10 protein-coding genes are annotated in these 14026 nt (G+C 54.0%); 5 read left to right on the forward strand and 5 right to left on the reverse strand.

Annotation, left to right across the window (positions count from 1 at the left end):
- Nucleotides 1-78 precede the first annotated feature (78 nt).
- From R6U67_RS12830 to groES, 4 genes are all read right to left on the reverse strand, one after another.
- Nucleotides 79-792: an NACHT domain-containing protein gene (locus R6U67_RS12830; protein WP_410252913.1), complete on the reverse strand. Its 714-nt coding sequence runs from the start codon at nt 790-792 to the stop codon at nt 79-81.
- Nucleotides 793-803: 11 nt separating this feature from the next.
- Nucleotides 804-1205, reverse strand: a complete 402-nt coding sequence (locus R6U67_RS12835) for a hypothetical protein (protein ID WP_410252914.1) — start codon at nt 1203-1205, stop codon at nt 804-806.
- Nucleotides 1206-1347: 142 nt separating this feature from the next.
- A complete protein-coding gene (groL, locus tag R6U67_RS12840) occupies nt 1348-2979 on the reverse strand; it encodes a chaperonin GroEL (protein ID WP_410252915.1) in 1632 nt (543 codons plus the stop codon).
- A 61-nt stretch (nt 2980-3040) separates the two neighbouring features.
- On the reverse strand, nt 3041-3352 hold the full coding sequence (groES, locus tag R6U67_RS12845) for a co-chaperone GroES (RefSeq protein ID WP_410252916.1): 312 nt from the start codon (nt 3350-3352) through the stop codon (nt 3041-3043).
- A 623-nt stretch (nt 3353-3975) separates the two neighbouring features.
- Between groES and R6U67_RS12850 the strand changes: the two genes are divergently transcribed.
- Nucleotides 3976-6999, forward strand: a complete 3024-nt coding sequence (locus tag R6U67_RS12850) for a plasmid replication protein, CyRepA1 family (protein WP_410252917.1) — start codon at nt 3976-3978, stop codon at nt 6997-6999.
- A 124-nt stretch (nt 7000-7123) separates the two neighbouring features.
- Here R6U67_RS12850 and ribD read toward each other — a convergent pair whose 3' ends face one another.
- Nucleotides 7124-8242, reverse strand: coding sequence for a bifunctional diaminohydroxyphosphoribosylaminopyrimidine deaminase/5-amino-6-(5-phosphoribosylamino)uracil reductase RibD (ribD, locus tag R6U67_RS12855; protein WP_410252918.1), 1119 nt, complete (start codon nt 8240-8242; stop codon nt 7124-7126).
- Between the two features lie 119 nt (nt 8243-8361).
- Between ribD and R6U67_RS12860 the strand changes: the two genes are divergently transcribed.
- The 4 genes from R6U67_RS12860 to R6U67_RS12875 all read left to right on the forward strand — a co-directional run bounded on the left by R6U67_RS12860 (nt 8362) and on the right by R6U67_RS12875 (nt 14016).
- Nucleotides 8362-9288, forward strand: coding sequence for a tetratricopeptide repeat protein (locus R6U67_RS12860; protein ID WP_410252932.1), 927 nt, complete (start codon nt 8362-8364; stop codon nt 9286-9288).
- Between the two features lie 75 nt (nt 9289-9363).
- Complete coding sequence (locus tag R6U67_RS12865; RefSeq protein WP_410252933.1) at nt 9364-9843, forward strand: NUDIX domain-containing protein; 480 nt, start codon at nt 9364-9366, stop codon at nt 9841-9843.
- Between the two features lie 86 nt (nt 9844-9929).
- Nucleotides 9930-10430: a DUF427 domain-containing protein gene (locus R6U67_RS12870; protein ID WP_410252919.1), complete on the forward strand. Its 501-nt coding sequence runs from the start codon at nt 9930-9932 to the stop codon at nt 10428-10430.
- A 1-nt stretch (nt 10431) separates the two neighbouring features.
- On the forward strand, nt 10432-14016 hold the full coding sequence (locus R6U67_RS12875) for a PAS domain S-box protein (protein ID WP_410252920.1): 3585 nt from the start codon (nt 10432-10434) through the stop codon (nt 14014-14016).
- Nucleotides 14017-14026 lie beyond the last annotated feature (10 nt).

Raw genomic sequence — 14026 nt, forward strand, 5'->3', positions numbered from 1 at the left:
GATGGCTCGTCCAGAATGATGGCAACGCGGGCAACGGTACAGGGGGGCGCGCCACGATTTTCAATCACAATCTCTACATCACCCTAAGTTGCTCTCATACACCTGATACTCCTCGAACCGGGAGCAAACCACCAGGGGCGTTCCAGTCCAGTCCGGCAGAAAGTCATTCAACGCCTGCACGCAAGTCTCCTGACGTTGGGACATGAGTTCATCCAACCCATCCAGTAGCGGCAAAATGCGGCCCGCCTCAATCCAGCCCTCGGCGATGTCTTGACGCACCCCGTACTTCTGCTTGAGATCCACCACCATCCAACTACGGATATCGCTGTACTGGGTTTTCCAAGCGGAGAGGTTGAGCAACACGGGAACGGGAGCCTTAGCGTTTGCCTCGGCTCGCTGCACCAACTCTTCTGCTAATTGCAAGAGCAGCGTTGTCTTTCCAGACCCCGGCGCACCCAGAATCAAAAGCCGTCCGCCAATTTCCTTCTTGTCGAAAATCGAGACGATATGGGTTTCCTCGGGGCATTTCTCCCCGGAATTATGCCCGAGCTTTACATCCATCGACCAAGGCGATGTGACCTGGCTCGGGTCTTCGGTTTTGTCCAGTTCCACGTACACTCGCCGATGCAGTGACTGCGCCAGTCGTGACGCTACCTCGTTTTTAATGGCGTTGAGGAGTTTCGTCTCGCTATTGTCTCGGGTCTCAGGCGGTGCAAAGTTCTGCACCATCTGATTGATCTCAACTTTGGCATTGTCGTTGGCGTTGAATCCTTGCTGGTCGCGGTTGTTCACGAGGTGCTACTCTAGCTAAAATGCTGGTCGATCGCCTGGTGGAAGTGAGCCGTTCCCTGGTCATTGATGACGATGCCTTGCTGCTTGCGACGGTCAATCCTAATTTCTAGGGACGGAAGCTGGGCCTGAACTTCCTCAATCAGGGCCGCCATTTCCGGATTGTCCCGTTCCGTTGCCACGATGTCCACCAACTGAACCGGATGCTCGAATGGGTCTTCGCCCTCTGGAAGCTGCTGCTGCACCCGCGTCCCCAGGAGAGTTAAACTTGCTTGAGAAAGGCGCTCCCCTAGCGGTTTCAGCTTAGCAAACACCGCCTTGAGAACTTCTTTGGTTACTGTGTCGCTGGTCGTTTCCAAGGATTTCTTAGCCATCAATGCGGCAATTGCTAACAATCCCCATTCAACTGGTTCCATAGCCTGACAGGAGTTTTTTAAACTGGCTCCAGCATAACCCAAGCCCCACACAAAAAAACCCCCGCAAACCCGTTGCGAGGGGAGGTGCATCGAAAGATACACCCGAGTTGGGGTGAGAGAAATCTCACCCCAGAGCAATCTCTTAGTAGTCGAAATCGCCACCCATACCAGCGCCAGCGGGAGCGCCTTCTTTGGGTTCAGGCTTATCGACGATGATGCACTCAGTGGTCAAGACCATACCGGCGATAGAAGCGGCGTTCTGGGTCGCAGAACGGGTCACTTTCGCGGGGTCAACAATACCTGCCTCGAACATATCGCAGAACTCGCCGTTAGCCGCGTTGTAGCCAACGTTGAAGTCTTTTTCCTTCACCCGTTCAGCAATCACTGCACCGTTTTGGCCGGCGTTCTCAGCAATGCGTTTCAGGGGAGAGGTCAAGGCGCGAGCCACAATCAGCGCACCGGTGAGTTCTTCGTTCTCCAGGTTGCTGTTGGCCCACTCTTCCAAGCCAGGAGCCAGGTGCGCCAAGGTCGTACCACCACCGGGGACGATTCCTTCTTCAACAGCCGCTTTCGTGGCGTTGATGGCATCTTCCAGGCGCAGCTTACGGTCTTTCATTTCCGTTTCAGTGGCTGCACCGACTTTGATGACGGCCACACCGCCGGAGAGTTTCGCCAAACGCTCTTGCAGTTTTTCTTTGTCGTAGGAAGAATCGGTTTCTTCCATTTGACGACGGATTTGTTCGCAACGAGCTTTAACTTCGGCTTCGTTACCTTCGGCGACAATGGTGGTGTTGTCTTTGGTGATGGTGATGCGACGAGCAGACCCGAGCATTTCCAGTTTGGCGCTTTCGAGTTTCAGGCCAGCATCTTCGGTGATGACTTGACCGCCGGTGAGAACCGCGATATCGTCGAGCATCGCTTTACGACGATCGCCGAATCCAGGAGCCTTCACAGCGGCCACGTTCAGCACACCGCGCAGACGGTTCACCACGAGAGTCGCCAGGGCTTCTTTCTCGATATCTTCGGAGATAATCAGTAGGGGTTTGCCGGAACGAGCCACTTGTTCCAGGATAGGAACTAAGTCTTGAACCAAGCTGATTTTCTTGTCCGTCAGCAAGATGTAAGGCTCATCTAACACCGCTTCCATGCGCTCGGTGTCAGTGGCGAAGTAGGGAGAGATGTAGCCTTTGTCAAAGCGCATCCCTTCGGTGATTTCCAGTTCGGTGGTCATGGATTTCCCTTCTTCGAGGGAGATGACCCCTTCTTTACCAACCTTATCCATGGCGTTGGCAATCATTTGGCCGACTTCTTCGTCGTTACCGGCGGAGATGGTTCCCACTTGGGCGATCGCCGTGGAATCTTCCACAGGACGCGCATGAGCGGCAATTTTCTCAACCAGATGGGCGGTGGCGCGGTCAATTCCCCGTTTGAGGGCAATGGCGTTGGACCCAGCGGCGACGTTGCGTAGGCCTTCTTTAACCATGGCGTGAGCCAGAACCGTCGCGGTGGTGGTTCCGTCTCCGGCGGCGTCGTTGGTTTTCGAGGCCGCTTGACGAATCAGAGCAACACCGGTGTTTTCAACGTTGTCTTCGAGTTCGATTTCTTTGGCGATGGTGATGCCATCATTGACGATCTGAGGTGCGCCAAATTTTTTCTCCAGAACCACGTTGCGGCCTTTGGGGCCAAGGGTAACAGCAACGGATTCAGCCAGGATATCCATGCCTCGTTCTAAGGCGCGGCGGGCGTTTTCGTTATAAATGATGCGTTTTGCCATAGTAGCTCTTTGGGGGTGAATTTACAGAAAAATGGATGAAATCGAGGGGATGGCTCAGACTCTACTGAACGATCGCCAGGATGTCTTTTTCAGACAGAAGTACGAACTCATCGCTACCGAGTTTGATGTCGGTTCCGGCGTACTTGGAGTAGAGAACTTTGTCTCCGACTTGGACATCTACTTCTTGCCGAGTCCCGTCTTCGTTGCGTTTGCCGGGGCCGACTTGGACGATTTCACCGACTTGGGGCTTTTCCTTGGCGCTATCGGGCAGGAGGATACCACCAGCGGTTTTCTCCTCCGAGGCACTCACCTTAACAAAAACACGATCCGCGAGAGGTTTAACGGTGGAAACACTCAGAGATACGGCTGCCATAGAAAGACTCTCCAAAATTTACAAGTTACGTTAGTCTTATTGAGGTTGTTCCAATCCACGATCCCGGCTCAAACAGCCTCCGAAGCGGTGGACAGTTGCCAAGATTGCGGTGTTGGTGTGAGTGATTTAGCACTCTCAACCTCTGAGTGCTAATGTACCGGAAAACAACACCCCACTGCAACTTGGGGGTTAGTACGGGTTCCCGAACTGACGAGATCCAATGGGGGCGATCGCCACCACGCCACGAAGCCACGAAGCGGTGCGTTCCGGCAGTTCCGGCAGTTTTAACCCCCTTGGTTGAGGCCAAAAATTGAATGCGGTTGCCTCTTGCCTCAAAGCGGTGCGTTCCGGCAGTTTTAACCCCCTTGGTTGAGACCAAAAATTGAATGCAGCCTCTTGCCTCAAAGCGGTGCGTCCCGGCAGTTTTAACCCCCTTGGTTGAGGCCAAAAATTGAATGCAGCCGGGACGCACCCTACCCGATTGCCTGTTCCCTGTTCCCAGTTCCGGAGTTCCCTCTCCCCAAATACAGAGTTTTGTAAAAAATTCAACCCATTGACACGCTACATATAGCGTGTGATACAGTCACTACTCCTCGCATACGCTCGAACTTAACCCAACAACTGTGAATCACTTACTCGAATGGTCAGCCAGCCAGGTGGATGAGGCGCTGACCCGTCTTAACGTGCTGTCTTTAGAAGGAACCCGCCCTTACGACTATCTGTTTTACGGCAACGATGTGCCACGACGCAACGACGGTCGCCTCTCTAGCCCGACGTTGCAACGCTACCGCCACATTGAAGCCGGTGGTTGGTGGTGTTCGGGCATCAATCTCCTCACGGGAGACGATGACCTCTGGGGCTGCTTCAAACCCGATCAACCCCGCACTCAGGCGGCCCGTACCCCCGAGAAAGCCAGCAAACCCATCAAATACGAACATCCCCCCAAAACCAGTACGGGGGTGTTTGCCCTGCGGGTTCCCTTGCATCTGTGGCAGGCGATCGCCGATCGCGCCGGGATTCCCCTCTCTCACAAAGCCATCGATGAGTCAAAATCCGACTTTGGGTTCTGGCAATGGATTCTCGATCACCCAGAGATTCCCCTCTGCATCACCGAGGGGGCGAAAAAAGCCGGAACGCTCCTCAGTGCCGGCTATGCCGCCATTGCCCTGCCCGGTATTAATGGCGGCTATCGCGTCGAACGGGATCAATGGGGGCAACGGCGAGGCAAATCGCGGCTGATTCCCCAACTGCAACGCCTCAGCCAAGGCGATCGCCCTATGTATTTGGTCTTTGACCGCGATCGCAAACCCAGTACCGTTAAAGCCGTCAACACTGCCCTGCAACGAACGGGCTATCTCCTCAATCAAGCCGGTTGTCCAGTCCATATCGTCACCTGGAACCCAGATCAGGGCAAAGGAGTTGACGATTTCATCGCCCAGCATGGCGTGGAGGCCTTCACTAAGGCGTTTAACGGTTCCCTTCCCCTCAATACCTGGAAAGCCCAAATCCTCAACGCCCTCACCGTTACCCCAAGCATTGAACTTCAACAACGCTACCTGGGGGCGATCGCCATCCCCGAGGATCAGCCTCTTGTCGCCATTCACTCCCCCAAAGGAACCGGCAAAACTGAACTTCTCAACCACCTCGTTCAACAGGCCAAAGCCCGCCAACAGAAGGTGTTAGTCGTCGGCCACCGGGTTCAACTCATCGAAGCCCTCTGTCAACGGTTTGAACTGCCCTACGTCAGCCAACTCGCCCAACCGCGACATCCTGAGGTGGGGATGGGACTCTGTATCGACTCTCTCCATCCCGACTCCCAGGCCCAGTTTGACCCCGACTATTGGCAGAATGCCCTGGTGATTCTCGATGAAGTCGAACAGGTCCTCTGGCATGGGTTAAACTCCGATACCTGTCGTAGTCAGCGGGTGGCGGTGTTGCGATCGCTCAAACGCCTCATGGAAAATACCCTGGGCAACCAAGGACAAGTGATCGTGGCTGATGCGGATCTCAGTGACATGGCGTTAGAGTATCTCTCGACGTTAGCCGGGGTAGAAACCGAACCGTTCCTGATTGCCAATCCCTGGAAACCCACGGCTGAGGAGTCTTGGCAGGTGCATCACTACAGCGATAGCACCCCCAAACGCTTCGTTAAAGACCTCGAAACCTATATCGAGAATGGCGGTAAACCCTTTGTCTGTCTCTCAGCCCAAAAACTCACCAGTCGTTGGGGGACGCGATCGCTTGAAGCCTATTTCAGCCAAAAATTCCCCGATCATCGTATCCTGCGCATTGATGCCGAGTCTGTGGCTGATCCCAAACATCCCGCCTATCACTGTACCCGGCATCTCAATCATTGCCTCAAAGACTATGATCTGGTTTTAGCCTCCCCGGCCATTGAAACTGGGGTCAGTATTGACGAGGTGGGGGTGTTTACCTCCGTTTGGGCCATCGCCCAGGGGGTTCAATCTGCCAACACGGTGCGTCAAGCTATGGCCCGTGTCCGCGATGCCGTCCCCCGCTATCTTTGGGCGGCCCCCTATGGTTTTAACAAGGTTGGCAACGGATCGACCTCGATTTCGGGGCTGTTAACTTCCGGGAAACGGTTGACGCAACTGAATGTCCGTCTGTTGCAACAGGCGGATTTTGAAGCCCTCGATGAGTTGGATGTGGGATTCCAGGCCGAGTCGCTTCGCTGTTGGGCCAAGATGGGAGTTCGTTTGAATGCGGCCATGGCCAACTATCGCAATACCATTGTGGCGGCCCTAGACGCTGAAGGACATCAGATTTGTCCGGTCACGCCTGGAAAACGGCGATCGCGATCGCGCAAAGCCCCTAAATCCGCCTCGGATACTCTGCACGATCGCATTGCTGAGGTGCAACAGCAAAATTATCAACAAGAATGTGCGGCGATCGTCAACGCCCCAGAGTTGACGGAACAGGAGTATCGGGCGTCTAAAAAACGGTTGGTGAAACGGTCCAGCGATCGCCGGGCCTTGCGCAAATATGAACTTCACCGTCGTTACAAGGTTCCGGTCACTGAGGCCCTTGTGCAACAGGATGATCATGGGGCTTATCAGAAACTGCGTCTCCATTATTTCCTCACCGTCGGGCGATCGTTTTTGCGCGATCGCGATCGTCGTATCGTCCAACAGCTTATCGAACAAGGCCAAGGACAAGTCTTTCAACCGGACTTCAACCGATCGCAACTCGGGGCAACGATTGGCACAATGCACCTTTTAGGGATTCACAAGTTCCTAGAAACCCCGGAACGAGAACTCTCGAACAATGATCCCGATCTCCAGAAGCTGGCGGAAATTGCCCTTAAATACCGTCAAGACATCAAAACCACGACCGGCATCGGTTTAGCCAAAAACTCCACCCCCATGGTGATTCTACGGCGGTTCCTGGACAAAATTGGCTATGGCTTAACCTGTTTACGCTGTCAGCGTCGCAACAAGAAGGTGTTACGGATTTACCGTCTCGATGTCCCCCAAGATGACCGTCTGCTGATTTTCCGCAATTGGCTGGCGATCGATCAACGGATTCCGGGCCACTGCGATCGCGGTGTGGCTATGTCTGAACCCCAAATCCCCACTCGCAAGGTTGAGGATGATGGTTGTATTCAATTGAGTTTAGATCTCGATTAGGGAACAGGGAACAGGGAACACCGGAACAGGGAAGAACCCACCCCGCCCTGCGGGCACCCCTCCCAGGAGGGGAAGGGAACAGTTCTCTTGCCTCTTGCCTCTTGCCATCCCCTCTTGGGAGGGGTTAGGGGTGGGTTATGCCTCTTGCCTCTTGCCTCTTGCCCCAAAGATATCCCTCAAGCAGTAAATCTTCGCCAACCGTCTGCCAATGGAGATCCTGTAATGGGAGGGCTTCGGTCATCTGATTGAACCCGAGATAGGAAATTGGCGTTGGGGCGGAGTCGCCGCCGATGAGTTTGGGGGCGATGAAGGCCATGATTTTCTGAACCATCCCTTCTGAGATGGCTTTGGCGGCTAATTGACCGCCACATTCCCAGAGAATTGACATCATTCCCCGTTGATAGAGGTTTTCCATAACCACGGTGGGGGTTAGCTGGGGATAGCTGAGGACTTCTACACCGCGATCGCGCAACTGTTGCTGAAACTCGGGTTTTACGCCGGTTTCGGTGACGACGAGGGTGGGGGCTTCGCTGACATCCCAGAGTTTGGCCGCTTCGGGTAAGTCTAGGCGACGACTCATGACCACTCGTAGGGGGTTCTTCGATTGCTGGTTATGACAGGTGAGATGGGGGTCATCTTTGCGTACCGTGTTGCCTCCCACAATCACCGCTTCACACTGGCCGCGAAGCTGGTGGACTCGTTGCCGGGCGGGGGTTCCGGTCACCCAGCGACTATGGCCCTGTTGACTGGCGATTTTGCCGTCGAGGGTCATGGCGTATTTGAGGATGCCAAAGGGTCGTTGATGGGTGATGCGGTGGAAGAAGGCTTCGTTGAGACGGCGACAATCGGCTTCTTCGACGCCGACGACCACTTCAATTCCGGCTTCTTGTAGACGGGCGATGCCTCCGCCGCCGACTTTGGGATTGGGATCGACGGTTCCGATGATGACTTTGGCCACTTGGGCTTGAACTAAGGCATCGGAACAGGGAGGGGTGCGACCGTGGTGGTTACAGGGTTCGAGGCTGACATAGATGGTGGCCCCCTTGGCGCGATCGCCGGCTTGTCGGAGGGCGAAGACTTCGGCGTGAGGCTGGCCGGCACCGGGATGGAAGCCTTCGCCGACAATCTCTCCTCCTTGGACAATCACGGCCCCCACCATGGGATTGGGGGCGGTCTGTCCCCAGGCCCGCCGGGCGAGGCTGAGACAACGCTGCATTATGGCGCGATCGAAGGCACTGGTCATAGGGGGAAGAAAGGCAAGAGGCAAGAGGCAAAAGGCAAGAGGGGGGAAGAGGTGGGGGCGTACCTTTGTGGTCGGCCGCTAGAATTGAGGTCAGATCTGATATGTGGTGAGGGGTTGTGATGGGCTTAATCGAGTGGCGAGAGAGGGGTCAATGGTTGGGATTGGGGGTTGGGGCGATCGCGATGGCTGGGTTGGTTGTGGGGGCCTGTCCGGTTTGGCAGTCGCCTGGATTGGCCCAGCCGGGGTTTGACTCGTCTCCTCTGAATTCGGCTGCTGAACGACAGCTCAATCAGGGCTTGCAATTGGTACAACAGAACGACCTCCCAGGGGCGATCGCGGCGTTCCGGGAAGCGGTACGACTCGATCCTGAGTTTTCTCCAGGGTACTATAATCTTGGACTGGCACTGCGACAGTCGGGAGAGCTACAACTGGCGGCTGATGCGTTTTTAGAGGCGGTGCGGACGGATTCGGGGTTTGCCCTGGCCTATGGCAATCTTGGGGCAGTTCTCCTCGAAGCTAATAATCTACCTCGGGCGAGTCAGTATTTGCAACGGGCGATCGACTTAGATCCACGATTAGGATTTGCTCACTATAATCTCGGCCTACTGCATTATCAACAGGGTGATTCGGATGAGGCGTTTTCGGCGTTTCGTTTGGCGCAACGTCATACGGAAAATGCACCTGAACCGTCTTATTATTTGGCGTTACTCTATTTAGAACGAGGGCAAACTCGACGGGCAAAACGGGCATTGCGTGAGGCGATTTCTCTCAATCCAAATTATACGGAAGCGCATTATCAACTTGGAGCTATTTTATTAGCAGAAGGAGATTTAGATGAGGCGCTTACGGCGTTTCGGGCATCGCGGGAGGCAAATCCGGGCTATGCGAATGCCTATTATGGGGCGGGGTTGGTGTTTATTCAGCAGGGTGATTTTGAGAATGCGCGGGAGGTGCTAGTTTATGCCCGCGATCGCTATCAAGTCCAAAATCAACCGCAATGGGTTCAACGAACGGAACAATTGTTGGAACAAATCAATCGTCAATAGTAAATATTATAAGGCTAAAAATCGCCAAAGGTTCAAGATTAACGACTCATTTTTTTGGCACATTATAAGCGGGGTATGAAGATGTTAGCTCAACAAATTTGGCGGTATATCAAAACAGTCATGGGCGTGATTTTTCGCCATCCCATTACGGGAACAACGGTGGTGGCCGAACTGATCGAGGGGGAGGATGCGGGGAAATTAGTCTTGATTCAGCGGCGGGATACGGGCCGCTGGGGACTTCCCGGTGGAATGATTGATTGGGGGGAGGATCTCCCCACGGCGGCGCGGCGAGAACTGTATGAGGAAACGGGATTACAGTTACATGAGTTGGGGCGATTGGTGGGGGTCTATTCCCACCCTGATCGCGATCCCCGGATTCACTCAATTTCCATTGTCGTGGCGGCCCAAGTGACGGGAACCTTTAACCCGCAAGATACTCAGGAAGTCTTGGACGTGCGAGCCTTTCACCGAGAGGAGATCCCCTATGGTAATCTCTGTCATGACCATGAACAGCAACTGCGAGACTATCTAGCCGGAACCACGGCGATCGCCTAAAGACCCCCTAACCCTAGCGATTTATCTCCCCGGTCGCTAGGCTAAAGAAATGCCAGTTAGCCGAGAATTTCACCGACATCAGACTTATGTTTAATCGACCACAACGCATCGAACCGAAACCCGGACAAGAATCCGTTTGGGACTATCCCCGGCCGCCTCGCTTAGAACCGGTTTCAGGTCGTCTCTGGATTGTCTTCAATGGCGAGATCATTGCCGATAGCGAACGAACCCAGCGAGTCCTCGAAACGAGCCATCCTCCAGTCTATTACTTCCCGCCAGAGGACATTAAAAAGGACTGTCTGATCTCCTCACCACGACAAACCTTTTGTGAATGGAAAGGGGCCTGTCGCTATTACAGCGTTCAGGTGGGAGATAAACGGGCCTCCGAGGTGGCCTGGTACTATCCCAATCCGGTGCCTGAGTTTGCGGCGATCGCCAATTATGTGAGTTTTTATGCCAGTCAAATGGACGCCTGTTACGTCCGAGGCGAACAGGTAGACGCCCAGCCAGGAGACTTTTACGGCGGTTGGATTACTCAAGACATTGTTGGCCCGTTTAAAGGCATTCGAGGCAGTTGGGGCTGGTAAGATGAAACGTCCCTTCAAGTCTGCGGATGTCTTGGCCTCAATACGCCCGCCACGAGTCCGTCAACCGCGCCGAGGGATTCCGTTGCGAGCGGTTTTGGTGGCGCCGTTTGCCCTGCAAATTGCCTTAGCCGTCGGCGTGACGGGGTGGCTGATTGCTCGCAATAGTCGTTTGGCGAGTGAGACCATGGGACAGGCCCATCAACAGCAGATGAGTGAGATGGCCCTTCATGATCTCGAAGAACATCTCGAAACGCTGATTCAGGTCTCCCATCTCAATCGCCGCCATCTCGAAAGCCAACTCCTCGATCCCGCCTCGATTGACTATATTGAAGCCCTCTTATGGCATCAGTTACAAACCTTTCCTCTGGTCTCGGCCATTGGCTTTGTCAATGTGAATGGGGATGCGATGGGGGTGATTCAGGAAAGCGGCGATCGCAGTTTAACCCTACAACGGCGCCATGGCCGCCTGCGAGCTTTATGGGTGGACGAAATGGGGACGGCTATTGAGGAAGATGAAGGCTTGAGGGACTTTAACCCGCAAACAATTCTCAGCTATCAGACGACGTTACGTCGTGGGACTCCCGGCTGGAGTGAGGTGGTGATCTCTCCGCTACCTCCGTTAAGTCCGTTGATTACCTTTTCGGAACTCGTCGGGCCGAGGGACAATCCCCTCGGCGTGATGAGTGTTGCGGTGGAACTGATCACCCTCAATGATCTGCTGCGTCATCATCATCTCGGCGACCAAGGAGAATATTTTTTAGTCGATCGCCAAGGGCGACTTCTAGCGACCTCCTTGGCGATCTCTGACCCGGACCAGGGGCAATTCTTGCACGAAATTCAGCAGCACACTCTGGCCCAGGACAGTCAATTTTCCCAAATTGCCGAGATTAGCATTGGCATCCAGAGCAAAATGGGATCCTGGAAAAACCTCAATGAGCCGCAGCGTCTCAAGTTAAGTCTCAATGAGGTTCCTCATTTTGTCAACGTTACCCCGTTTGAGATGGAGGGCGGACTCGATTGGTTTCTGGTAACGACGATTCCTCAATCCCAGTTTTTGGGTCATCTTGACGGGAGTAGTCGTCAAACCTTGATGATTTGTTTGGTGGCGATCGCCGTGGCGGGAGGGTTAGGCTGGTGGGCCTCTCACTGGATTGCGCGCCCGGTGAAGCGATTACAGCAGGCGGCCCGAGATGTGGCGGATGGCAACTTTTCGCGGCGGGTTCAGGTGCAGCAACCGCAGGAAGTGGCCGATTTAGCCGATTCGTTTAATCTCATGAGTGATGATTTAGAGCGATCGCACCTCCATTTAGAAGCCACCGTCGCTGAACAAACTCAGGAACTCAAGCAAGAAATCCAAGAACGACAGGCCATTACCGCTCAACTCCATCGCTCAGAAACCCGCTATCGTCTTTTGGCCGAAGGAACCCAGGAGGCGATCGCCCTACTGTCTGAGGGATGCTTTAGCGATTGTAACCATGCGGCGTTGAAGCTGTTTAAAGTCGCCAGCAAAGACGAGTTTTATGGTCTAACACCCTGGGGACTCTCCCCGCCCTATCAACCCGATGGCCGTTCCTCCCAGGCGGCGGCCCAAGACTGGATTGAAAAGGTCTTAGCGTCGGGTTCACAACGGTTTGAGTGGATTCACCGGCGACTCGATGGCCGTTCCTTTTTTGCGGAAGTCTGTCTCAGTGCCATTGAAGTCGAAGATAGCATTGTCATCCAAGCGGCCATCCGCGATATCAGTGAAACGAAACAGGCTGAAGCGGAACTGCGGGCGAGAGAGGAGCAATACCGAACCCTCGTCGAAACGGCCAACTCAATTATCCTGCGCTGGAACCTCGACGGCCTCATTACCTTCATCAACAGTTACGGTGAAACCTTTTTTGGCTATGGTAAGGATGAGTTACGAGGACAACGGCTGTCGGTGATTATTCCTGAGAGCGAAACCACCTTTGACTGGCGACAGTTTGCTCAAGAGTTAGTGGACAATCCCGATTGTCGGACAACTCGCGAAGATCCCAATGTCTGTCGGGATGGAACCCTAGTTTGGGTTCTCTGGACCAACCAGCCTATCTTGAATCCCGATGGGACGTTATTGGAAATTCTAGCGGTTGGGAACGATTGTACTGAGCGTAAACGGGCGGAGGTGGAATTGCGAGAGGCTAAGGAAGCGGCTGATTTGGCAAACCGGGCTAAAAGTGAATTTATCTCGAATATGAGTCACGAATTACGAACCCCCCTCAACGGCATTCTCGGTTATAGTCAGATCTTTAAACGCCAAGCCTATCTTCCCCCAGCGGTTCTCAATGGGGTGGAGGTGATTCATCAATGTGGAACCCATTTATTGACGCTGATTGAGGATATTCTCGATTTTTCCAAGTTGGAAGCCCAGCGGATGGCCCTGGTTTATAATCCCTTTCCTCTGGCCAATTTCCTGAACACGGTGGTCCAAATGTTTGAACTGAAGGCGGCTCAGAAGCGGTTGACCTTTGTCTGTGAGGCGGCTGAAACCCTGCCGAAGGCGATTATTGGCGATCAAAAGCGGTTGCGTCAGGTTCTGATTAATCTGTTGGGGAATGCGATTAAGTTCACTGAGGTGGGAGAGGTCAGGTTTGAGGTGTCTCGGGTTCAGTCGGCGTCTGAGGCGACGGGCGATCGCAGCCTAATTCGTTTCGCGGTGCGAGATACGGGGATTGGTATGAGTGCTCAACAGCTCTCGCGGGTCTTTCTACCGTTTGAACAGGTGAGTGATCCCTCCTTCCATTCTGAGGGAACGGGTTTGGGCTTAACCATTAGCCAAAAAATTGTCCATCAGATGGGGGGACATTTACAGGCTGAGAGTGAGTTGGGCCAGGGAAGTTGTTTTACGTTTGAACTCTGGTTCCCTCAAGCCTCAACCGGGTTGGAGGATGAGTCGGAGACTGGGTTGGCGTTCTATCGCGGCTATGAGGGACCACGCCGTCGCATCCTGATTGTTGATGATCAGGCGGCCAATCGGCTGACGCTATGCCATTTCTTAGCTGAGTTAGGGTTTGAGGTACTCGAAGCTGAACATGGAGAACCGGCCCTCAGCCTAGCTCTTGAACAACCGATGGACTTAGTGGTAACGGATTTAGTGATGCCCGGTATGGATGGGTTTGAGCTGATTCGTCAATTACGGGCGAACCGCGCCTTGGCTCATCTGCCGATTATTGCCGCTTCGGCGAGTACGTTGGTTCAGGAGCGCGATCGCAGTTTTGCGGCGGGTTGCAACGATTTTATCGGGAAACCCATCGATACGGAGATCTTGTTGGCACGCCTGCAAGAGTATCTCAATTTAGAATGGATCTATGAGCCGGCTCGGGAACTCTCCCAGGCGGCCGGAACCTTACCTGTCCTCGATGCGGAGCCGATGGTGTTTCCCGACTCCCAACAGCTCGATGAGTTAACGCATTTGGCGAAACGCGGCAGTCTGAAACGGTTAATCGAGGTGGCCGACCGGTTCCGGCTCGACAATCCTCAATTAGAACCGTTTGTGCAACAGCTTAACCAACTTGCTCGTGGCTATCAAGACAAGGCTATTTTAGAGCTACTGAATCGGTCCTAACTCAAACTTC

It is taken from the genome of Sodalinema sp. (assembly GCF_046483825.1).
In the GTDB taxonomy this organism is placed as follows: Bacteria; Cyanobacteriota; Cyanobacteriia; order Cyanobacteriales; family Geitlerinemataceae; genus Sodalinema.